Source organism: Rhizobium sp. 57MFTsu3.2, assembly GCF_012932765.1.
In the GTDB taxonomy this organism is placed as follows: domain Bacteria; phylum Pseudomonadota; class Alphaproteobacteria; order Rhizobiales; family Rhizobiaceae; genus Rhizobium; species Rhizobium altiplani.
In genome coordinates this window covers 35,207-56,105 of sequence record NZ_JDWI01000015.1, presented here as the reverse complement: position 1 = coordinate 56,105, position 20,899 = coordinate 35,207, and the positions used below count along the sequence as shown (strand labels likewise).

Sequence of the window (20,899 nt, the reverse complement as noted above, 5' to 3'; positions counted from 1 at the left end):
TCGCGGCACGGGCTCGAGGATCAGCTCTCGCTGCTAAAGATCTCGACGGCCGCCGCGACAAGCTCGGCATTGTTCGCGGCGATCATCCCGCTGGGAAGGAGCTTTCCATCTTCCAGGCCGACGCGGGTGGAATAGCGTCGTTCCTTCGCCAGCCGGACAAACGGCCAGACGGTCGCGTCGAAGCCATGCATCAGGACGGACCGCTGCACATTCCCACGCTGTAGCGTGCCGACGATCCCCTCCGCGACATCGAAAGCGCCCCTCAGGTCCTGTTCGTTGTCAAGTTCGATGAGGATGCGCAAAACGCGCTCATGGGCTTCAAGTCCGATGTACCGCTCCGCATCCGCGACTGACGCCAACCCGACTTCAATCCCAACTCCCTTATCGCGGAGCAATGCCATGACGGCGGGGGCATCGTCCTCCGAGAGGTTCACCGACGCATAGTCGGGCAGGACACTCCAGCAACGAATGGCCTCAAGGGTGCGGTGCGCGTCGCCTTCAATCCAGGCACCGGTGGATATGCCGAGAAACGAACCCGGACAGGAGCCCCGAACCGCAGCAATGGTCTCATCAACAGCGCCGAGACTTTCCTTCCCGTCAACGGCACGCGGATGAATGTGGAGTTCCGCGGCACCGGCAGCGACCACGGCGGCGGCATCCCGTGCGATTGCTTCAACCGTGACAGGCAATTGCGGATGATAGTCGATTGGCCGCGCGCCGTTGATACAGGCCTGAACGATCATGGAAATTGAACCTCTTTCGTGTCTGCCTGGCGCAGTTGATACCTGCTGACGAGAAATGGCAACAAACGCGATCCGTCGTCGACGATCCGCATCTCCGTCGTGAGGAGACGATGGCCACGTTCCGAAGACGCTACCGGTTGACGGTCTGGAGTGAGGACGCCCCATCATGAGGCCCTCGCCCCCTTAGCGCGGAATGTCCGTTCGTCGTCATCATCGTAGGGCCGCTTCACATCGGACTCGGCTTGCGAAAAAGCGCACGTTGCGTTAATGACTGTCCAGTCAGTCATAATTGGATGCAAGAGAATGGCAGAGAGAAAGCGGGAGAAACGAGACCCCGAGCAGCGCCGCGCCGAGATCCTCGCCGCCGCCTTCGCCTGCTTTGCGGAGCGCGGTTTCGCGGCGACCCGCATGGAGGACGTCGCGGCGCGGGCGGGCATCGCCAAGGGCACGGTGTACTTGCATTTTCCCGACAAGGAGCGGCTGTTCATCGATCTCGTCTCCGGCATCGCCTCGCCGATCCTCGGCGAGGTCGGCGGCATGGTTGAGAAGGATGCGATCCCGGCGCGGGCCGCCGTTGCGATGTTCTATTCCATCTTCAAACGCGAGGTTTTGGAGACAGAGCGCCGGCACCTTCTGCGGTTGATCCTCGCGGAAGGACCGATGTTCCCTGTCGTGACCGAATTCTATTACCGCGAGATCATCACCAAGGGTCTAGCGATCCTGCGGATCGTGCTTGCCCGCGCCGCCGCACGCGGTGAACTGCGCAATCCCGCCGTCGCAGACGTTCCGCAACTGGTTATGGCGCCTGCTTTGATGTCGATCGTCTGGGCGACGCTCTTCGAAGGCTACGAGCACCTCCACGCGCAGAAGCTATTCGACACATTCCTCGACACGCTCTTCGTGCCCCAAGGAGGCGCGATATGAGACGAATCCTTACCGTCGCTCTCGTGGCCGCCGCGGCACTTGCCGCTCTGCCCCTCCTGTTTTCTGACAGGTCTCAACGTGCCTACCAGGGGTGGGTCGAGGCCGACACACTTTTCATCGGCGCCGACACCGGCGGGCGGCTGGTCAAGCTCGACGTCGTCGAAGGCCAGGCGACTGCGCCCGGTTCGCCGCTCTTCAGCCTGGATTCGCGGAGCGAGGAGGCAGCCGTCGGCTCCGCACGCGCTTCGCTGGCGCGCCTGCAGGCAGAACTGGAACTCGCCGAGGCCGCGCAAAAGCGACCGGAAGAGATCGATGTACTGCGCGCGAGCGAACGTGAGGCGATCGCCCGGCTGGAGCTTGCCGCACAGGAGCTCGACCGCACCCGGGTGCTGGTCCAGCGCGGCACCGCGACAAAGGCGGACCTCGATACGGCGACGGCCACCGAAGCCGCCAACCGTGCCGTCCTCGATAATGTCCGCGGCCAGATCACGCTCGCCAACCTGCCTGCCCGCATCGAAACGCTGCGCCAGTCGAGGGAAGCAGTCGCGGTCGCAAAGGCCGATCTCGCCGCTGCGGAAGCCGCGCTCTCCCGTCGCTTCGTCTCGGCGCCGGCAACAGGCAGTATCGAGACCATCTACTATCGCGCGGGTGAGGTCGTCCCTGCCGGCCGGCCGATCGTGGCGCTCCTGCCGCCGGAGAACATCCGTGTCCGCTTCTTCGTACCCGAAACCGAGCTTGCGCTTTTCTCGCTGGGCCAGCCGATCCGCGTTGCATGCAGCGCGTGCCAGCCGACCGACGCGACGATCAGCTTCATCTCAAAGAACGCCGAATACACGCCGCCGGTAATCTACAGCCTCGATGAGCGTGCCAAACTCGTCTACCGCGTCGAGGCGATCCCGACCGATCCCACGGCGCTGCGTCCTGGCCAGCCGGTGGATGTCACCGCGGGAGCGCGACCATGAGCGACACAGCCATCGCCGTCGATGCTCCGGAGACCGTCATCGACGTCCATCACCTCACCAAGAGTTTCGGCAGCCGAAAGGTGGTCGATGACGTGTCGATGACGGTCAAGAAGGGCCGCATCCACGGCTTTCTTGGCCCCAACGGTTCCGGCAAGACCACGACAATCCGTATGCTCTGTGGTCTGCTGACGCCAGACAGCGGCAATGGCACATGTCTTGGCTTCGACATCCTGACCGAGAGCGATCGTATTCGCCGCCGTGTCGGCTACATGACTCAGAAGTTTTCGCTTTATCAGGATCTGTCGATCCGGGAAAACCTCGAGTTCGTCGCCCGCGTCTACGGTCTGGCCGATGCCCGCGGCAAGGCAAGCGCCGCCATAGACCGCCTTGGCCTGAAGGGCCGCGAACAGCAGCTTGCGGGGGAGCTCTCGGGCGGCTGGAAACAGCGTCTCGCGCTCGGCGCCTGTATCCTGCCCGAACCGGCGCTACTCCTCCTCGATGAGCCGACCGCCGGTGTCGACCCCAAAGCCCGCCGCGACTTCTGGAACGAGATCCACGCCCTCGCCGCTGACGGCCTCTCTGTCCTGGTCTCCACCCACTACATGGACGAGGCCGAGCGCTGCCACGAGATCGCCTATATCGCCTACGGCAAACTGCTGGCGCAGGGAACGGTGGACGAGGTGATTGCCGGCACCGGCCTCGTGACATGGACCGTCTCCGGGCCCGAGGTGCATCGTCTCCAGTCCGAACTTGAGAATGTGCCGGGCATCGACATGATGGCACCGTTTGGGACCAGCCTGCATGTTGCCGGCCGCGATCCGAAGGCGCTCGAAAAGGCAATCGCGCCTTATCGCGAACGGCCCGACCTCAAGTGGCAAAAGGGTGAAGCGACGTTGGAAGATGCCTTCATCGACCTGATGCGTCGCGCGGAGGATAATTTCCAATGACGACGCGACCGGCAAACCGCAACGGCATCTCATTCGGGCGCTTCTGGGCGATGACCATCAAGGAATTCATCCAGATGACCCGCGACCGCATAACGTTGGCGACGATGGTCGCCTTGCCGATCATGCAGTTGTTCTTGTTCGGCTTTGCGATCAACACGACGCCGCACAATCTGCCGACCGCTGTGTTGATGCGCGAGAACACGGATGTCGGCCGATCTATTTTGGCCGCCCTCGAGAACACCGATTTCTTCCAGATCCGCTCTGTCGTTACCCGAGCCGAAGACATGGATTCGCTTCTGGAATCCGGCAGGGCTTTGTTCGTCGTGGAAATTCCGGAAGGGTTCGAACGCTCGCTTCGGCGCGGCGACACGCCCTCGCTACTGGTCGCGGCCGATGCCACCGATCCGGTCGCATCGAGCTCGGCGCTGGGTGCGCTATCAGGCATCGTGACGTCGGCGCTCGCCAATGACCGCCAGGTCGAGTTCTCCGAGCCGACCAGGCCCGCATTCTCGATCGTCCAGCACCGGCGCTACAATCCGGCCGGTTCGTCGACTTTGAATATCGTGCCCGGCTTGCTCGGCACGATCCTGACGATGACGCTGCTGATCTTCACGGCTCTTTCGGTCACCCGGGAATTGGAACGCGGCACCATGGAAAACCTGCTTTCCATGCCGATCAAGCCGCTGGAAATCATGCTGGGCAAGATCGCGCCCTATGTGCTGATCGGCCTCATCCAGTCGCTGCTCATTATCACGGCCGGCCTGTTTGTGTTCGGCGTTCCAATCCTCGGCAGCCCGGCTTCGCTCGCGGCCGCAACCGCGCTCTTCGTCATCACCAATCTGTCGATCGGCTACACCTTCTCGACGATTGCGGCCAATCAGCTGCAGGCGATGCAGATGGCGATGATGTTCTTCCTGCCGAATATCCTGCTGTCTGGGTTCATGTTTCCGTTCGCCGGCATGCCGCAATGGGCGCAATGGATCGGTGAGGCACTACCGCTGACCCACTATATCCGGATCGTCAGGGCAATCATGCTGAAGGGCGCCAGCATCCAGACCCTTGCCTACGACACCACTGCCCTGGCCTGCCTGATGGCGGTCGCCATGTTCATCGCCGTGCGCCGCTTCCGCAGGACATTGGACTAGTCACAGGCCGAACTCGCGGTTTCCCGCGCCGACCGCGCACATGCGCGAGCACGGTCTGACTATTTCGGCCGGCGGACGGCCCGGATCTTGCCGCTGTTTCCACCGCCGCAAAACAGCCGGTCCGCGCCATCGGACTCAAGTCCCGATACACCGATACCAGCCGGCATCTCGACCCGTTCCAGGACCTGCCCGGTCTCTGGTTCAATGTGCCTGATATCGCTTTCGTCGCCCTCCCAGGTGGCATGCCAGAGCTCATCGCCGATCCAGGTCACCCCGGTAACAAAACGGTTGGACTCGATACTGCGAAGGACAGCGCCGGTTTCGGGATCAATCTGATGGATCTTCCGGCCGCGATACTCTCCGACCCAAAGCGTTCCCTCCGCCCAGGCGAGCCCGGAATCACCGCCATTGCCGGGGGCCGGAATCGTCGAGACTATCTCGCCCGTCTTCGGGTCGATCTTCTGGATCCTGTCCTCGGCAATCTGGAAAAGATAGCGCCCATCGAAAGCCGTTCCGGCGTGTGCCGCAACGGCGATCGTATTCACGACCTCACCGACATCGGGATCGAGGGCATTCAGCCTGTCGCCGGACGCGAACCAGACATTCCGACCGTCAAAGGTCACGCCGCCCACCTGCTTCACATCTGGAAAGGGGCCATATTCACGAAGGATTTCAGCTTGGGAGTGTTTCATGGGCTTATCCTAGTCGTTGGGCAGTGGACCTGGGAGTAACAAAGTTGACGGGAATCCCGGTAGTGACGGGATAGTCCAGCGGCGTGCTGGTCCTCGTCCGAAAAACTGCACCTTGCCCGTTTCAGCGAGGGCATCAAGCGCGCGTTGCACGGTGCGCGCGCTCGCACCAATCGCGATTGCCAGCGCCGAACTCGACCAGGCCTCCCCATCGGCCAAAAAAGCAAGGATCTCACCATGCTGCTCCTCGACCGGTGGAGCCAGGATGACCACCTGGTCGGCACGCCGCGGCGCGAGCACAAAGCCGTCCTTGGTTGCCTTGATATCTGCTATGCGGTGAAGCTCGCCGCGCAGCCGCCCGATTTCGACGCGCAACCTGGCGCGATGCGATTCATCGGCATCCTTCGCCCTGAATGCACGGGCAACGAGCACGTTCCTCGATACATCCGCCGGCCAACTCTCCGCCAGTGCACGGGCGAGCGCGAACAAGACCGGGCGCGTTGTCAGCGACACGAACGCGTCGCCCTCCCGCACGACGTAGCGGCACGCGTCGACGACAAGCGTGCCGGACGACAGGACTGTCTCGACTTCTTGCAGCAGCAGCAACCGCTCCTCGCCGCGGCTGGTCAGTCGCGCCGCCGGCGCCTTCAGAACCTCGGAGACCCCTTCGACCTCCGCACGAAGCGCGGGGATTCCCGCCTCCCTCGCCGCATTTTCCGCCCGGAGCAGTGCCGCGCGCGCAACGCCCGTCTGGAGCCGGCGGATGGCGATCCCTGCGACGACAAGCTCGTTCGCCGTTCGCAAGGGCGGCGGGAGCGGTGTTGGATCGACCCCGGCGAGCAGCCGTTCGGCTTCGTCGAGATGGCCGATGAGCAGCGACCGCCTGGCTTCGAGATGTCGCGCATGTGCGGCGTTCAAGCGGTCATCATGCGCTTCGAGCACTTCCCGCGCGGAGCTGAGTGTCTTGGCAGGCCAGGTTAGATCGCGCGAGACCAGAGCGATTTCCGCCTCGGCGACGAGACAGCGCGCCCGTGCGACCGGCTCCCTTGGCCCAAACGCACGGGCAGCCGTCTTCAGCAGGACCTTTGCCCTCGCGAGATCCCCGAGCTGGGCCATCGCGATGCCGCGAAGGGCGAGCGCGGGCGCGTCATTCCGCAGCGCCACCCTCTTCAGCGCACCGAGAAGATCGCCTGTCGCAAGCAGCCTCGCCGCGGCGATGATCATCGAGTCCATCGAAATCCCGTCAAACTTGTAACTCCCACCCTCGCCCACTGCGGTCCTAGTCTGCTCACGATCACCAAGCAGCCGCAAGGAGCGGCATGCTACGTCAACAGGCACCAAGAGGAGAAGTATGATGACGATGCACATGACAGGCACACGCGAAGAATGGCTTGCGGCGCGGCTCGACCTGCTCGCAGAAGAGAAGGAACTGACCCGTCGCAGCGACATGCTGGCACAACGCCGTCAGGAACTGCCGTGGGTACGGATCGACAAGGACTACAGGTTCGAGACCGACAGCGGCAGCGCTTCGCTGGCCGACCTTTTCAAGGGCCGCTCGCAACTGCTCATCTACCACTTCATGTTCGGTCCTGACTATACAGCCGGATGCCCCTCTTGCTCCTCGATCGCGGACGGCTTCAACGGCGTTGTCGTTCACCTCGAGAACCATGACGTCGCCTTCACCGCCGTTTCCCGCGCGCTGCTTCCCAAACTACAGGCCTTCAAAGAGCGGATGGGATGGACCTTCGACTGGGCCTCTTCCTTCGGTAGCGATTTCAACCACGACTTCAGCGTTTTGTTTAGCCAGCAGCAACAGCGCGAAGGCGGGATAGAATATAACTACCGGCGTGAACCGCCGGCACCGGGGCCGCAGGAGAGCGAAACCGTACAGGAATGGAAGTTGCGCGGCAGCGAGACCCCGGTCGGCCAGATCGCCGCGATGACTGGAACCGACATCGCCACCTATACGCGCGACAGGCCGGGCCTCAGCGCCTTCGTGCTCGAGGACGGCGTGGTCTACCACACCTACTCCAGCTATGCCCGCGGCCTGGACGGTATTTGGGGCGTGTATCAATGGCTCGACCGCGCGCCCTTCGGCCGCAATGAGCAAGGTATCTGGTGGCGGCATCATGACGAATACGGCCGGAGGTAGAGCCGATGCTTTCCTCCGACCAGACAAGGCGCAGCGCATCGGTCGAGAAGCCGGCCGACAATGCAGCAAACATCGCCGACTGGCTGTGTATTGCGGCAGCGCCCACCTTCGCCATCATGGCGGTTGTCACCATGGCAAGCGGCGGAGCAGAGACAATCTGCTCCGCAATGCAGGATGTCTTTCCCATGGATGGCATGGCCATGATGTACCTGCTGATGTGCGCTTTCCACCTGCCGCCGTGGCTGCGTCTGATCTCCGGGCGCACGGTCAAGTCTGAACAGTCCTGACTTGCATTGCTCCCTGCCCGCTCCACTTAAGGCCCGAGCAAATCCACCTAACAGGCAATCGGGAGAAGATCAGTGCCAGGCAATTCCACGATCTCAGCGGCTGCATCGGGCCAATTTTCGATCGGTAGCATCGCGATCAACCGTCTCGGCTTCGGCGCCATGCGCATTACCGGACCCGGCATATGGGGACCGCCTGCGGACAAGGCCGGAGCACTGGCAACCCTGCGTCGCCTGCCCGAGATCGCGGTCAACTTCATAGACACGGCAGATTCCTACGGCCCCGACGTTTCGGAAGAACTCATCAGCGAAGCGCTGCATCCTTACAAGGGGCTGCTGATCGCGACCAAGGCAGGGCTGACCCGCGAAGGACCGGATCTCTGGACGCCAAACGGGCGGCCGGACTATCTTCTCGAGCGCGCGAAAGGCAGCCTCAAGAAACTCCGTGTCGACCGGATCGATTTGTGGCAATTGCATCGCATAGACCCGAAGGTTCCTCGCGACGAGCAATTCGGCGCGGTCAAGATGCTCCTGGATCAGGACATCATTGCCCATGCCGGCCTAAGCGAAGTTTCGGTTGAAGACATAAAGGCCGCCCGAAAGGTCTTTCCCGTCGCGACGGTCCAGAACCGCTACAACCTCGTCGATCGCGCCAGCGAGGACGTGCTTGACTACTGCGAGCGCGAGGGCATTGGCTTCATACCGTGGTACCCGCTGGCCGCAGGCGAGCTTGCCCGTCCAGGGTCCATCCTCGACAGATTGGCCAAGAGGTACGACGCGACGCCAAGCCAGATTGCTCTGGCGTGGGTGCTCAAACGCAGCCCTGTGATGTTGCCGATACCGGGAACCTCCAAGGTAAAGCATCTTGAGGAAAACGTAGAGGCGGCAAGCATCGCTCTCGATGAAGCGGATTTTATAGCGCTGGACACAGCGGCTCGCCAATCCGGCTCCTAGCGCCGACCTGGCCTCTAGTAGCATGTCCAACCGACGCACGAGGTGGTTCCTCACCTGCCTCTTATAGTCGGACGGGGTACCGCAACGAGCAGCGATCGCTTTTCTTGTGAAAGATCGCTGCGGTTGCATTCCCGCTCAGGTTTTTGTCATCAGGACGTTTTATCCCGATGCCACCGCTCTATATCGTGAAAGAGTTGCCTCCACCTAGGACTGTGCAACCGAGCGGAGAGGTAATTGGCAACAGAAACAGAACTGAAACTTGAACTGAGCGCCGACGCGGTGGACACATTGCTGGGATCCGGCTTGCTGGGAAGCCCGATCTCTGTCGATTCCATGACCTCCATTTATTTCGACACGCCCGACCGCCAGGCATGGGAGGGCGGCTATTCTCTGCGAATCCGTACGGTTGGCGAAGCGCACGTCCAAACGGTCAAGGCTGCGGGACCGAACAGGGCCATCTTTGCGCGCTCCGAGTGGGAAACGCCGCTCACGGGCAACACTCCTGTGATCGATTACACGACCCCGCTGAGGTCCGAACTCGATATCGAGGACGGCACTCTCGTCCGGCAGTTTTCCACCCTGGTAAAGCGACATCGTTGGAACGTCGATCAGGACGGGAGCCAGATTGAAGTTGCCCTTGACATGGGCTCGATCGTTGCCGGCGACCGCGAGATGCAGATCCGGGAATTGGAGCTGGAACTGAAGGACGGCAAGCCATATACGCTGTTCACCCTTGCCCGCAGAATCGAGGCGCTTGTCCCGATCCGTTTCGGTGTCGCTTCGAAAGCGGAGAGAGGATACCGCCTGCTCCGCGAGCAACAAACGGCATACAAGGCGGAACCCGTGCATCTCGACCGCGACCTGCGGGTCTCGGCCTCGTTCCAGGTCATTGCTGAAGCATGTTTCCGGCAGTTCCGGCTGAACGAATCGATCGTCATAAATCGCCCGAACCCATCGGCACTTCATCAGGCCCGCGTGGCACTCAGGCGGCTGCGATCTGCCTTCTCGCTCTACAAGGTGATCCTGGTCGACGCCGAATCTCAGCGGTTGAAGGAAGAGTTGAAGTGGCTGGCGGGCGTTCTCGGAGAGGCACGCAACATCGATGTACTGATTGCCAGGGTTGGAAACAGCGACGTAAAAAGTCGTTTGCTCGAAGCACGCGACAGCGCCTATGAGCAGGTGCTGAACGCGCTTTTCAGCTCGCGTGCCGAAGCCTTTATGCTGGACCTTAACGAGTGGCTGCATTGCGGAGAGTATCTCGCGCTGGTGGAAACGGCAGAGATTCGGAACGGACCGGTGGTCGATTTCGCAATCGACATCCTTGACCGTCAACGCAAGAAACTGAAAAAACGCGGCAAGTCTCTGGTCGAAGCCGACGATGAGCATCGGCACGAAACCCGCAAGGCGGCAAAGAAGTTTAGATATGCGAGCGAATTCCTAAGGTCCCTGTTCTCCAGCAAGCAGGCCGAGCGACGCTACGAAAAGTTCATCCAAGCGATGGAGAAATTGCAGGACGAACTCGGTCTCCTGAACGACATGGTAACCGCGCCGACTGTCATTCACAATTTGGAGCTGGAATCACATCCCGGCGTCGAATCCCTGATGGTCGCTGGCAACAGCGAAAAACTGATCACCGCCGCTCAATCGTCGTTGGACGAACTGATGGAGCGAAAAAGGTTCTGGCGGGGATGAAGCAGCCGCTCCGCGCTGCCGGGATGCTGTCCCACGCCGCGTGCCGAGATCGCCTGGCGCCGAGCGTACTCTTCTCATGTGAGATATCAGGAACAGAATATAAGCACTTTGCGGACGGCGAGAGTTAGTGCAGTCTGCGATATCAGTTCAGGTCGATGAATCGGGGCTATTGTGACCTGATCGCGAGAGGGGACAGGTTCATCATGAATAGCAGGATTTCACTGATCGCATGCGCCGCTGCCGCAATGGCGTTCGTCACACCCACGCATGCAGCAGATCTCCTGCCCGCCACGGCGCCACAACCTCAGGCCGTGCAACCGAATGGCTGGACGTTTTCCTTCGCACCCTACTTCTGGGTTGCGGGCCTCGACGGCAAGACTCAGGTGTTCGGCCTCCCGACCGTCGACATCAATCAGAATTTCAGCGACATCTTGAAGGATCTGGACTTTGCCTTCATGGCAGCCGGTGACGCCCGCTATGACCGGTTCAGCGTCTTCACTGACATAATCTATGCTCGCATAACGACGGATGCGGCAACACCGCGGGGCGTCGTCGCTGACGAGGTCGATGTCAAGTCAGTCACATTCAGCGCACTGTTGGGCGTCGGATACACCGTCTACGAAGATCCGAAGACTCGCTTGGATGTGGTTGCCGGTGCCAGATACTGGCATGCCGAAACAACGATAGGGCTAAGCGGTGGCCTCATCGGCAACGTGTCGCGGACCGATAGCGCCAATTGGGTGGACGGGGTCGCGGGCATCAAAGGCAACTACTCGCTGACCGACACGGTCTATCTCACCGGCTGGGGCATGATCGGCGGCGGAGGTGCCGACCTGGACTGGGACGTGCTGGCGGGCATTGGCTATAAGTTCAACGACACCGTCTCGGCGGTTGCCGGTTACCGCGCCCTCGGCGTCAACTACAGCAACGATGGCTTCACCTACGACGTGATCGAGCACGGCCCGATTTTCGGAGCGATCATCCGCTTCTAATCGCCGTTTCCTGATATACCGCCCCGGAGGCCTTTCACCCCGGGGCAGTGCCCGCCGGCATCAAACCGAACGGGTTAGTCCGCCGTCAACGCGAATATTCTGCCCCGTCATGTAGGCTGCACCGGTCGATGCAAGGAACGCAACCGTCGCTGCGATTTCCTCGCTCGTGCCATAACGCTTCATCGGAACGCTGTCGCGGCGCTCCTCCGTCGCCGGCAGGCTGTCAATCCAGCCCGGAAGAACGTTGTTCATGCGGATATTGTCGGCGGCATAGGTGTCGGCGAATATCTTGGTGAAGGACGCCAGCCCGGCGCGGAACACGGCCGACGTCGGGAACATCGGGCTCGGCTCAAACGCCCATGCGGTCGAAATATTGATGATCGCGCCGGCCTTCTGCTTCTGCATGTGCGGCGTCACCAGCCGTGTCGGACGGATGACGTTCAGAAGGTAGACCTCCATGCCCCGGTGCCAGTCCTCGTCCGATATGTCGAGGATGGGCGCGCGCGGACCGTGGCCGGCGCTGTTCACGAGCACGTCGATGCGTCCCCAAGTGGAGATCGCGAGATCAACGAGCTTGCGGAGATCGTCATTTGATTGGTTGGAGCCGGTGACGCCGACGCCCCCCAGCGCCTTTGCAAGCTCTTCGCCCTTCCCCGACGATGATAGGATCGCCACCTTGAACCCATCGGCTGCAAGACGCTTCGCCGCGGCGGCGCCCATTCCGCTGCCGCCGGCCGTGATCACCGCTACCTTTTCTACTGACATCATACTCTCCTGCCTTAAAGAGGACCCGCATGCAATTGCGGTCTACAGTTGCCTGCAAAGCGTGATATCACTCGTGTGGCATCGGTGCGAGCCAGTTTCGTTCTCAGAAAGCAGTAGAAAATCTATTGAATGGCAGAAGGTATTAGACGTCTTCCCTCGCTTAATGGCCTTCGCATGTTCGAGGTCGTCACACGGCACCTGAACTTTCGCCTGGCAGCCGAGGAAATCGGGGTCACCCAGGGTGCTGTCGCCCAACAGATTCGGGGCTTGGAAGCAGAGTTGGGCCTGAAGCTGTTCGACAGGCTTCCGCGAACGCTGGCGTTGACGGAGGCTGGCCAGAGCTATGTGACCAACATCCGCCGTGCTTTCGAGCTGATCTCGGAGGCAACCGAGACATTGAAACCAGAACCGCTTCACCTGACAATCAGCGTGACGCCGACATTCGCCTCGAAATGGCTGATCCCTCGCCTGCCGGATTTTACCGCGGCTCACCCCAACATTGATCTGCGCATCTTGGCGAGTGATCGCATTGCCAATTTCCAAACCGATGCGGTGGATCTCGCCGTCCGTCATGGCCGGCCACCCTTCGGACCGAACTTGAATGCGGAGCTGCTGTTCGATCACGTGATTATTGCCGTCGGCAGCCCGCTACTGGTGGAGAAGCTCGGCTTCCCCGACCAAGAGGACAATTTCTCGCGCTACCCGCGCCTTCACGATGGCCACGATCTCTGGCCGCAGTTTCTGGAATTGGCGTTTCCGAACGGAGCGCCGGCGACCGCCAAGAATATTCGGTTTAATCAGACCTCCCTGGCGATTGAGGCCGCGATTGCTGGCCAGGGCCTTGCTCTGACGAGCACGTTTTTTGTGGACGAGGACATTGCGTCGGGCCGCCTTCTCCGTGTGTTGCCAACCGAACTTACCGCTGGGTCGGATTTCTACGTCATCTCGCCACGAAAGCCCCGTCATGCGGCATCCGTGGCTGCCGTAAAAAGCTGGCTCGCGGACGCTGCGCGCCAGAACTGATAGGCCAGACGACGATCAACCGGCACCCGCGGGGCCGTGAATCCGCAATCAACGGACTAGAAGGTCACCCGGCGGGTCGGGATGGCCGGGCAGCATCGTTGAACGCCGACTTGGGGCAGGCGCGCAGTCGGTGGAACTCACAAGCAATGCGTCGAAATGAACGGAACTGGCTGGCACTGCGCCCATTTCTATAGTAGTTCCTCAGGTAGCTGTCAGAATTGCACGCTACGATGCGGGAGAACTATCATCGGAAAGTCTAGATGACGCGAAAGAACATAGGCGTGATGCAATTGGCCCTCGCGGCCTTGCTGTTGGCGGGATGCACCAAGGTAGAACCCTTGGAAACCACCGCGATCCCGCAGTCGAGTCCGACGCCTGCGAAGACGGATCAGGCGGTCATCGCAGATACGGTCAGTCGCGGCGCGGTCGGAGTGAACCCCCTTGCCTGGGCGAATCCGTCGACGGGAAGTGTGGGGGTGATCGAAGAAATTGGCGTTGATCCTGAAAGTTCATGCCGCGCCTTTGTAACGACCCAGCGGACGCTGGAGGGAGAAACCCGATTCAAGGGTCTCGCCTGTCCGTCTGGCGACTCGGATTGGAAGCTCGGACCCGCGCGATAGCCGGAATGCCACGCGTCCTCGCGTGGCCAAATCAAGCGCCGCCCGCTAGCCGAACAGACCCAACCTTGTTCTTGTGAGCCATTGCCGGCGGTCGACGACACGCCGGGATCTCTGCCTCGAACACCTAAAGCGCGTCGCCCGTTTTTTGATTCAGGTTCTCGAATCGGCCGATTTGTGATTCCTTCGTAGCTGGAAGGAGACCGGTCATGGGCAAATCACATCCGATCGAGTTGCGTTCCCGTGTTGTTGCGTTCGTTGAAGAGGGTAACACCCATCGCGAGGCGTCTCGTCATTTCCGTGTGTCGCCTCGATTTGTGAATAACCTTGTTATCCTGAAGCGTGAAACGGGCTCTCTGTTGCCAAGACGACAGGGCCATATTGGCGGCGGGAAGTTAAGCGACCACGGTGCGTGGTTCCGTGAACGTATGGCTGAGAAGGGTGATTTGACGCTTGACGAATTGTGCCTCGAGCTTGCCGAGCGCGGCGTCATTGTGCATCGCTCGAGCGTCGGGCGCATGTTGCACCGGCTCGGTTTGAGCCATAAAAAAAAGCCTCATGGCAAGCGAGCAGCTTCGTCCGGAAATCGCTCGGGCGAGAAGTCTATGGCTCGAAAGGCGCAAGCCATTCTTCGATAAGGCTCTGGCTCGCCTTACTTTTATCGATGAGACGTCGACGAATACAAAACTGACAAAACGCTCCGGTTGGTCGTTAAGGGGCCACCGTTACCGCAGTCATGCGCCTTTCGGATCCTGGAAGACGCAGACGTTTATCGCTGGCCTCAGATCGCATTCCATGGTTGCGCCGTGGATCGTCAACGCACCAATGAATGCCGAGATATTCGAGACTTGGATCGAAACGCAACTCGTCCCAACTCTATCCAGGGGCGACATCGTCATTGCCGACAATGTCCGTTTCCACAAAAGCCAAAAGGCCGAAAAACTCATCAGACAAACCGGTGCCAGGCTGCTGTTCCTACCTGCCTATTCGCCCGACCTGAACCCGATCGAAATGGCCTTCTCGAAACTCAAGTCGCTTCTACGAAAGAAAGCCGCAAGGAGCTTCGACGCAATATCGAATGCCCTCAGTGACATCTGTGCACTGTTCTCCGTTGAAGAATGTCGAAACTACTTCAAGGCCGCAGGGTATGAGGCGATTTAAGTGCGACAAGCTTTAGCGGATGCAGTCCCTACGGACTGATGACCGGCTTACGCGTGGATTTGATCTGAGATCTCACCGCGAGGCTTGATCGTGCTTTGCGTGGTTGCACGGTCAACTGCCTTGCCTGCAGGCGCTCGACCAAATCCGCCTGGATTGGTGATCTCCTCTTGTGCCTGGGTGGAGCTCGACTGTCCGAGCGACGGACCGGCCTGGTCGGGAAGCGATTGTGCGCCGCAAGGCGCAAACAGCCAGACCAACAGCAATGCGGATAAGGCAAGAGAAATACGCATCTCCATCATTGGATTGTTGGAGAGCCGTTCGAAACGCTTGATGTTCCGCGCGTGCACCCGTCCAATTCGGCAAGCGCCACAAATTGCATGGGCCCGCCAGAATGCCTGACGGGCCCGAGACGCAATACAAGCGGCCGCATCTGGCCGGCCCCATAAAACCACAACCGCGCATTGACTGCACGTACCTCATTGGCGGTAAAGCGGCCTACCTTTCGGTGATTTTCTGGTGCGAGCGCTTCAGCACCGTCACGTCGTCATAGACGTTCTACGCTTCGCACTTGGCGTGCTAACGGGCGTGGCTCATTGGCGGCGGTGCCGTCCTGCATCGAGGAACCGGCGTCACAACGGCTGATGCTGAATTTCTATATCAACCGTGCAGGTCAGCAACTCTCCAAGGCACAGCGAACAAAGCTGGAGAAGGCGAAGGACGAGCTTCGCAAGGATTTCGGGCGGAAGCCCAAGGGATGAGAAAGCAGAAAGCTGCTCAACCGGCGACCGAGACCTTCACCACAGCCGAGCGCGGTGACAATGAGGACGGATGCATGGACGCGGCTTACCGCCGCGCCCACCAATATTTTATCGATCAGGCCAGATCGAAACGATCGGCGTTCATCACCTTGTTCCAGGCTGCGACGAAGTCCTTGACGAACTTCTTCTTCGCATCGGACTGGCCGTAGACTTCTGCAAAGGCGCGGAGCTGCGAGTGCGAGCCGAAGATCAGGTCGACGCGGGTGCCGGTCCACTTAAGTTCGTTCGTCTTGCGGTCGCGTCCCTCGTAAACGCCTTCCTTACCCGCAACCGGGGACCACTGGGTGCCCATGTCGAGGAGATTGACGAAGAAGTCGTTCGTCAGCGCCTCGGGACGAGACGTGAAGACGCCATGCTCGGGCTGACCAGCCTTCAGCACGCGCAGTCCGCCAACGAGAACGGTCATTTCCGGCGCGGTCAGCCTCAGCAGTTGGGCGCGATCGACAAGGGCCTCTTCCGGCTTCATGAACTGCCGGCCGCCGACATAGTTGCGGAAACCGTCAGCACGCGGCTTCAGCGCGGCGAAGGACGCCACGTCGGTCTGTTCCTGCGAGGCATCCATGCGACCAGGCGTGAACGGCACGGTGACGTCATGACCGCCAGCCTTTGCCGCCTTCTCGACACCGGCAGCGCCGGCGAGAACGATCAGGTCGGCGAGCGAGATCTTCTTGCCATCGGTCTGGGCGGCATTGAAGTCCTTCTGGATAGCTTCGAGGACACCGAGCACCTTGGCGAGCTGCGCCGGCTGGTTCGCTTCCCAGTCCTTCTGAGGCGCAAGCCGGATGCGCGCACCGTTGGCGCCGCCGCGCTTGTCGGAGCCGCGGAAGCTCGAGGCAGAAGCCCAGGCGGTCGAGACGAGCTCCTGCACGGACAAGCCGGTCAAAAGAACCTTCTCCTTCAGCGCGGCGATGTCAGCATCGTCGACAAGCTTGTGGTCGACGGCCGGAATGACATCCTGCCAGATGAGGTCTTCCGCCGGGACTTCCGGACCGAGGTAACGGACCTTCGGACCCATGTCGCGGTGGGTCAACTTGAACCAGGCGCGCGCGAAGGCATCCGCGAACTGATCAGGATTTTCGAGGAAGCGGCGCGAGATCTTCTCGTATACAGGATCGAAGCGCAGCGACAGGTCCGTGGTCAGCATTGTGGGAAGCTGCTTTTTCGACGCATCAAAAGCATCAGGAATGGAAGCTTCGGCATTCTTGGCCTTCCACTGCTTCGCACCGGCCGGGCTCTGCGTCAGCTCCCACTCGAAGCCGAACAGATTCTCGAAGAAGTAATTGCTCCACTGAGTCGGCGTCTGCGTCCAGGTCACTTCAGGACCGCCGGTGATGGCGTCCTTGCCGACGCCGGTACCGAAGGTGCTCTTCCAGCCGAGGCCCTGCTCCTCGATCGCACCGCCTTCCGGCTCCGCGCCGATCAACGAAGGATCGCCGGCACCATGCGTCTTGCCGAAGGTGTGACCGCCGGCGATCAGCGCCACCGTCTCTTCGTCGTTCATGGCCATACGGGCGAAGGTTTCGCGGATGTCGTGGGCAGCCGCGACCGGATCGGGGTTGCCGTTCGGGCCTTCGGGATTGACGTAGATGAGGCCCATCTGCACGGCGCCAAGCGGTTCAGAGAGTTCACGCTCGCCGCTGTAGCGCTCATCGCCCAGCCAGGTTCCCTCAGGACCCCAGAAGAGTTCCTCGGGTTCCCATACGTCCGCGCGGCCGCCGGCGAAACCGAAAGTCTTGAAGCCCATGGATTCCAGTGCAACGTTGCCCGTCAGGATCAACAGGTCGGCCCAGGAGATCTTGTTGCCGTATTTCTGCTTGATCGGCCACAGCAGGCGGCGGGCCTTATCGAGGTTGGCATTGTCAGGCCAGCTGTTCAGTGGCGCGAAACGCTGCTGACCGGCACCGGCGCCGCCGCGGCCATCAGTGATGCGGTACGTGCCTGCGCTATGCCATGCCATGCGGATGAACAGGCCGCCGTAATGACCGAAGTCGGCCGGCCACCAGTCCTGCGAATCGGTCATCAGCGCATGAAGGTCCTTCTTCACCTCATCGAGGTCGAGCGTCTTGAATTCCTCGGCATAGTTGAACGCCGTCCCCATCGGATCGGACAGGTCGGAATGCTGGTGAAGGATCTGAACGTCCAGCCGGTCCGGCCACCAGTCGCGGTTGGATCGACCACGGGGCGTATTGCCATGCGCAACAGGACATTTGCCCGCGCTGTCGGTTTTCTGGTCCATAACGTTCTCCTTGATTACCTTGAATTTTCTGCCGTCTAAAGGGGGATCTGCCAAACCAGTCAACGGCGCTGCGCCGTTTCCAAATGAGGTTCAGCACTCAAGCCAAGGGTACACCGATCGACATACATCCTCCCTTTCCTCCTTCATATCGGAAAATGGCGATAATTCTAAGTTGGATTTACTGATCGTTACGATAACCAAAACCTATGAGTTGGATGGATTACGCTCCCCGCAGGATTTGCTGAACTTGTGTGGCAGAGATGGGGAAACAAGGAGATCCTGGCTCCAATCCCTCGGCCAGCCCCCCCGAGCGGGCGGCAAGGCCACGGGCGGAAGACCAAGTACCAAGCCTCTTTGCCGAACCCTACGACAAACCTCCCTACGGCGCCTTCGTTGACATGTTCATTTGACAGATATCCTACAAGTGGATATGTATCTCGGCATCTGAATTTCTGCAGCGAGACCCGGCATGCCCCTAAAGACCATGAAGCCTTTGACAAGAGCCCCCCTGCTGCATGTGTCCGTGCAGGAGAGCCTGCGTGCTTACATCAATGACAATGGCCTGAAGCCCGGAACCCTTTTGCCGGCAGAGAGCGAACTTGCGACCCAACTCGGCGTCAGCCGCAACTCCCTGCGAGAGGGCATCAAGGCGCTGGAATCCCTGGGCGTCCTGGAATCGCGCCGCGGCGTCGGAATCTTCGTGAAGGCCTTCTCGTTCGAGCCGCTGCTCGACAACCTTGCCTATGGCCTTGGCGGGGCGCTTCGCCAGATTGAGGAAGTGATCGAGATCCGCCGGACGCTCGAAGTCGGCCTGATCGGCAAGACCTTGGAGACGATCAGCAAGGACGACATTGCCGAGCTCCGCGCCACCGTCAACCGCATGAAAGCGCACGCCGAGCGCGGTGAATCCTTCGCCGAGGACGACCAGCTATTTCATCGTCTGCTCTTCCGCTGCCAGGAGAACGAAACGCTGAGCCGGCTAATCGACGTGTTCTGGCTCGCTTTCTACAAGGCCTCGGATTTCGTCAATCTCGATAACGTCGACCCGATGGCCACCTGGCGGGATCACGCCGCCATCGTCGATGCCGTCGAAGCCCGGGACCTGGAGGAGGCTCGCCGCCGCCTCGACCGCCACTACGAAGGCATCGCGCAGGTAATCACAAACAACAAGACAAGTTCCAATGTGGGAGGAACGCAATGAACACTCTGTCCCGACTTTCGGCGATCGCAATCGCCGCGATGATGGCAACAACAGTCGCGTCAGGCCTCACCCGCCCGGCGCAAGCCGCAACCCTGTCGGGCGGCTTCGACGTCGGGCCTGGCGGATTCCAAGGCAATTTCAATCCGCTTGCAGCCACCGCCGGCTTCACATGGCTCAGCATCTATTTCGAGCCGCTCGTGACTTACGATGCGAAGCTGCAGAAGCCGGTCGGCGTTCTTGCATCGTCCTATGAAGTGAGCCCCGACCAGCTGACCTACATGTTCAAGCTCGTCGACGCGAAGTGGCACGACGGAAAGCCGTTTACCGCCAAGGACGCCAAGTTCACGATGGAGCTTGCCAAGAACGCCAAGACCGGCTCCGTTCTCGCGGCCCGCCTGACGCCGGTTTCATCCGTCGAAGCTCCCGATGAGCACACGCTTGTTCTCAAACTCAGCGCCCCATCTGCAAGCCTCATGGATACGCTCACCAAGGTCATGATGCTGCCCGAGCATGCGCTCGCCGCAATACCGGCCGACCAGCTCGCCAAGAACCCATGGTGGTCGACGTCACCGATCGGCACCGGCGCATTCAAGTTCACCAAGTATGTCAACGACCAGTATGTCGAACTCGCCGCCAACACGGACTACCGCGGCGGGAAGCCGGCCCTGGAGAAGATCATCAATCGCTACTTCGCCGATCCGGCGGCGGCGATCGCCGCTCTTCGCGCCGGCGAAATCCAGTTCACCTATGTCGATTCCAATGAGGTCCCAACATTCAAGGAAGACAAGTCTTTCCGCGTGATCGAAGGCAATTCCTTCGTCGTCAACTATCTGGGATTCAATCATGAATCACCGATCTGGAAGGATTTGCGTGTTCGTCAGGCGGTGATGCGCGCCATCAACCGTGACGCAATCATCCAGAGTCTCTACGGCGGTGCTGCGAAGCCGGCCAATTGCGCCTATGTCGCTGACCAGCTCGTTCCGAAGGACATCGATCCCTATGCTTATGATCCGGAAAAGGCAAAAGCGCTCCTGAAGGAAGCTGGCTGGGACCAGATCAACGGCGGCAAGCCGATCACGCTCCTGACCTACTACACGACGCCCTTGGCGACCAATGTGCTGGCCGCCGTTCAGGCGATGCTGGCGCAGGTCGGCATTAACGTCGTGCCACGTGCCGTCGATGCGCCGACCTATAACAGCATCGTCCTGAAGCCGGACGCGGATATTTCGCAGTTTCAGCTGGTTTATGCCGGCCTGCAAAACGGACCGGACGCCGGCAGCATCAATGTCGGGCTAAACGAAAAGCAGATCCCGCCGGCCGGCCCGAACGTCGTTCGCGCCCGGATGCCCGATCTGACGGCCGCGCTCGATGCCGCCCTCGGCGAGCCAGACGCGGCAAAGCGCGACGGGCGCTATCAGCAGGTCTGCAAGGTCATGAACAGCCAGCTCCCGTGGGGCACGCTCTGGGTGGCAAACCGCTATGGCGTCGTCTCCACCAAGGTCAAGGATTTCGTCTGGACTCCCGCTCCCGGAGGCGGTCCCTACCAGGCCGATCCGCAGCGCTGGTCGATCGCCGAGTAAAGACCGCCCATTGG

20 protein-coding genes and 1 pseudogene are annotated in these 20,899 nt (G+C 60.7%); 16 read left to right on the top strand and 5 right to left on the bottom strand.

Annotated features, from left to right (window positions below; genetic code table 11):
• Positions 1–20: 20 nt before the first annotated feature.
• Positions 21–743, bottom strand: a complete 723-nt coding sequence (locus AF71_RS17005) for a 3-keto-5-aminohexanoate cleavage protein (RefSeq protein WP_018857289.1) — start codon at positions 741–743, stop codon at positions 21–23.
• Between the two features lie 303 nt (positions 744–1,046).
• On the opposite strand from AF71_RS17005, the gene AF71_RS17000 reads away from it, so the two are divergent.
• The 4 genes from AF71_RS17000 to AF71_RS16985 are packed head-to-tail and all read left to right on the top strand — an operon-like array spanning position 1,047 to position 4,721.
• Positions 1,047–1,667 (top strand): TetR/AcrR family transcriptional regulator, encoded by a 621-nt coding sequence (locus AF71_RS17000; protein WP_018857288.1) that lies wholly within the window; start codon positions 1,047–1,049, stop codon positions 1,665–1,667.
• The gene (locus AF71_RS16995) at positions 1,664–2,629 is read left to right on the top strand and encodes an HlyD family efflux transporter periplasmic adaptor subunit (protein ID WP_018857287.1); all 966 of its coding nucleotides are present in this window, start codon (positions 1,664–1,666) and stop codon (positions 2,627–2,629) included. Before AF71_RS17000 ends, AF71_RS16995 begins: the two co-directional genes overlap by 4 nt.
• Positions 2,626–3,576: an ABC transporter ATP-binding protein gene (locus AF71_RS16990; RefSeq protein ID WP_018857286.1), complete on the top strand. Its 951-nt coding sequence runs from the start codon at positions 2,626–2,628 to the stop codon at positions 3,574–3,576. Before AF71_RS16995 ends, AF71_RS16990 begins: the two co-directional genes overlap by 4 nt.
• Positions 3,573–4,721 carry an ABC transporter permease gene (locus AF71_RS16985; RefSeq protein ID WP_018117179.1) on the top strand — a complete coding sequence of 383 codons (1,149 nt, stop codon included), beginning with the start codon at positions 3,573–3,575 and terminating at the stop codon, positions 4,719–4,721. The genes AF71_RS16990 and AF71_RS16985 overlap by 4 nt, the downstream gene beginning before the upstream one ends.
• Before the next feature lie 59 nt (positions 4,722–4,780).
• Here AF71_RS16985 and AF71_RS16980 read toward each other — a convergent pair whose 3' ends face one another.
• On the bottom strand, positions 4,781–5,413 hold the full coding sequence (locus AF71_RS16980; RefSeq protein ID WP_018857285.1) for a PQQ-binding-like beta-propeller repeat protein: 633 nt from the start codon (positions 5,411–5,413) through the stop codon (positions 4,781–4,783).
• Between the two features lie 9 nt (positions 5,414–5,422).
• A complete protein-coding gene (locus AF71_RS16975) occupies positions 5,423–6,643 on the bottom strand; it encodes a hypothetical protein (RefSeq protein WP_018857284.1) in 1,221 nt (406 codons plus the stop codon).
• 121 nt (positions 6,644–6,764) lie between these two features.
• On the opposite strand from AF71_RS16975, the gene AF71_RS16970 reads away from it, so the two are divergent.
• The 5 genes from AF71_RS16970 to AF71_RS16950 all read left to right on the top strand — a co-directional run bounded on the left by AF71_RS16970 (position 6,765) and on the right by AF71_RS16950 (position 11,484).
• Positions 6,765–7,562 carry a thioredoxin family protein gene (locus AF71_RS16970; protein ID WP_018857283.1) on the top strand — a complete coding sequence of 266 codons (798 nt, stop codon included), beginning with the start codon at positions 6,765–6,767 and terminating at the stop codon, positions 7,560–7,562.
• Between the two features lie 5 nt (positions 7,563–7,567).
• Entirely contained in the window at positions 7,568–7,849 is a 282-nt protein-coding gene (locus AF71_RS16965) for a hypothetical protein (protein ID WP_018857282.1), read from the top strand.
• Between the two features lie 72 nt (positions 7,850–7,921).
• Positions 7,922–8,800 (top strand): aldo/keto reductase, encoded by an 879-nt coding sequence (locus AF71_RS16960; protein WP_169682244.1) that lies wholly within the window; start codon positions 7,922–7,924, stop codon positions 8,798–8,800.
• Between the two features lie 234 nt (positions 8,801–9,034).
• Entirely contained in the window at positions 9,035–10,492 is a 1,458-nt protein-coding gene (locus tag AF71_RS16955; protein WP_018857280.1) for a CHAD domain-containing protein, read from the top strand.
• Between the two features lie 203 nt (positions 10,493–10,695).
• Positions 10,696–11,484: a DUF481 domain-containing protein gene (locus tag AF71_RS16950; protein WP_018857279.1), complete on the top strand. Its 789-nt coding sequence runs from the start codon at positions 10,696–10,698 to the stop codon at positions 11,482–11,484.
• Between the two features lie 60 nt (positions 11,485–11,544).
• Here AF71_RS16950 and AF71_RS16945 read toward each other — a convergent pair whose 3' ends face one another.
• The gene (locus AF71_RS16945; RefSeq protein ID WP_018857278.1) at positions 11,545–12,249 is read right to left on the bottom strand and encodes an SDR family oxidoreductase; all 705 of its coding nucleotides are present in this window, start codon (positions 12,247–12,249) and stop codon (positions 11,545–11,547) included.
• A 129-nt stretch (positions 12,250–12,378) separates the two neighbouring features.
• On the opposite strand from AF71_RS16945, the gene AF71_RS16940 reads away from it, so the two are divergent.
• The 5 genes and pseudogenes from AF71_RS16940 to AF71_RS16925 all read left to right on the top strand — a co-directional run.
• Positions 12,379–13,272: a LysR substrate-binding domain-containing protein gene (locus tag AF71_RS16940; RefSeq protein ID WP_025660063.1), complete on the top strand. Its 894-nt coding sequence runs from the start codon at positions 12,379–12,381 to the stop codon at positions 13,270–13,272.
• 260 nt (positions 13,273–13,532) lie between these two features.
• Entirely contained in the window at positions 13,533–13,892 is a 360-nt protein-coding gene (locus AF71_RS16935) for an RT0821/Lpp0805 family surface protein (RefSeq protein WP_018857276.1), read from the top strand.
• A 206-nt stretch (positions 13,893–14,098) separates the two neighbouring features.
• Entirely contained in the window at positions 14,099–14,527 is a 429-nt protein-coding gene (locus AF71_RS31775; RefSeq protein ID WP_246733719.1) for an IS630 transposase-related protein, read from the top strand.
• The gene (locus AF71_RS31770; RefSeq protein WP_246733718.1) at positions 14,448–15,050 is read left to right on the top strand and encodes an IS630 family transposase; all 603 of its coding nucleotides are present in this window, start codon (positions 14,448–14,450) and stop codon (positions 15,048–15,050) included. The genes AF71_RS31775 and AF71_RS31770 overlap by 80 nt, the downstream gene beginning before the upstream one ends.
• A 641-nt stretch (positions 15,051–15,691) precedes the next feature.
• Positions 15,692–15,808: pseudogene (locus tag AF71_RS16925) on the top strand (DUF3175 domain-containing protein); the annotation flags it as partial.
• Between the two features lie 115 nt (positions 15,809–15,923).
• Here the strand turns inward: AF71_RS16925 and katG are convergent.
• Positions 15,924–18,104, bottom strand: a complete 2,181-nt coding sequence (gene katG, locus AF71_RS16920) for a catalase/peroxidase HPI (RefSeq protein WP_169682242.1) — start codon at positions 18,102–18,104, stop codon at positions 15,924–15,926.
• Between the two features lie 469 nt (positions 18,105–18,573).
• Here katG and AF71_RS16915 point away from each other — a divergent pair, with 469 nt between their 5' ends.
• Complete coding sequence (locus AF71_RS16915) at positions 18,574–19,305, top strand: FadR/GntR family transcriptional regulator (protein WP_026371801.1); 732 nt, start codon at positions 18,574–18,576, stop codon at positions 19,303–19,305.
• Entirely contained in the window at positions 19,302–20,885 is a 1,584-nt protein-coding gene (locus AF71_RS16910; protein ID WP_018857271.1) for an ABC transporter substrate-binding protein, read from the top strand. Before AF71_RS16915 ends, AF71_RS16910 begins: the two co-directional genes overlap by 4 nt.
• Positions 20,886–20,899 lie beyond the last annotated feature (14 nt).

Bases quoted from the DNA above. Each gene is read 5' to 3' on its own strand.
- AF71_RS17005 (WP_018857289.1), bottom strand. From the start codon at position 743: ATGATCGTTCAGGCCTGTATCAACGGCGCGCGGCCAATCGACTATCAT.
- AF71_RS17000 (WP_018857288.1), top strand. From the start codon at position 1,047: ATGGCAGAGAGAAAGCGGGAGAAACGAGACCCCGAGCAGCGCCGCGCC.
- AF71_RS16995 (WP_018857287.1), top strand. From the start codon at position 1,664: ATGAGACGAATCCTTACCGTCGCTCTCGTGGCCGCCGCGGCACTTGCC.
- AF71_RS16990 (WP_018857286.1), top strand. From the start codon at position 2,626: ATGAGCGACACAGCCATCGCCGTCGATGCTCCGGAGACCGTCATCGAC.
- AF71_RS16985 (WP_018117179.1), top strand. From the start codon at position 3,573: ATGACGACGCGACCGGCAAACCGCAACGGCATCTCATTCGGGCGCTTC.
- AF71_RS16980 (WP_018857285.1), bottom strand. From the start codon at position 5,413: ATGAAACACTCCCAAGCTGAAATCCTTCGTGAATATGGCCCCTTTCCA.
- AF71_RS16975 (WP_018857284.1), bottom strand. From the start codon at position 6,643: ATGGACTCGATGATCATCGCCGCGGCGAGGCTGCTTGCGACAGGCGAT.
- AF71_RS16970 (WP_018857283.1), top strand. From the start codon at position 6,765: ATGACGATGCACATGACAGGCACACGCGAAGAATGGCTTGCGGCGCGG.
- AF71_RS16965 (WP_018857282.1), top strand. From the start codon at position 7,568: ATGCTTTCCTCCGACCAGACAAGGCGCAGCGCATCGGTCGAGAAGCCG.
- AF71_RS16950 (WP_018857279.1), top strand. From the start codon at position 10,696: ATGAATAGCAGGATTTCACTGATCGCATGCGCCGCTGCCGCAATGGCG.
- AF71_RS16945 (WP_018857278.1), bottom strand. From the start codon at position 12,249: ATGTCAGTAGAAAAGGTAGCGGTGATCACGGCCGGCGGCAGCGGAATG.
- AF71_RS16940 (WP_025660063.1), top strand. From the start codon at position 12,379: ATGGCAGAAGGTATTAGACGTCTTCCCTCGCTTAATGGCCTTCGCATG.
- AF71_RS16935 (WP_018857276.1), top strand. From the start codon at position 13,533: ATGACGCGAAAGAACATAGGCGTGATGCAATTGGCCCTCGCGGCCTTG.
- AF71_RS31775 (WP_246733719.1), top strand. From the start codon at position 14,099: ATGGGCAAATCACATCCGATCGAGTTGCGTTCCCGTGTTGTTGCGTTC.
- AF71_RS31770 (WP_246733718.1), top strand. From the start codon at position 14,448: ATGGCAAGCGAGCAGCTTCGTCCGGAAATCGCTCGGGCGAGAAGTCTA.
- katG (WP_169682242.1), bottom strand. From the start codon at position 18,104: ATGGACCAGAAAACCGACAGCGCGGGCAAATGTCCTGTTGCGCATGGC.
- AF71_RS16915 (WP_026371801.1), top strand. From the start codon at position 18,574: ATGCCCCTAAAGACCATGAAGCCTTTGACAAGAGCCCCCCTGCTGCAT.
- AF71_RS16910 (WP_018857271.1), top strand. From the start codon at position 19,302: ATGAACACTCTGTCCCGACTTTCGGCGATCGCAATCGCCGCGATGATG.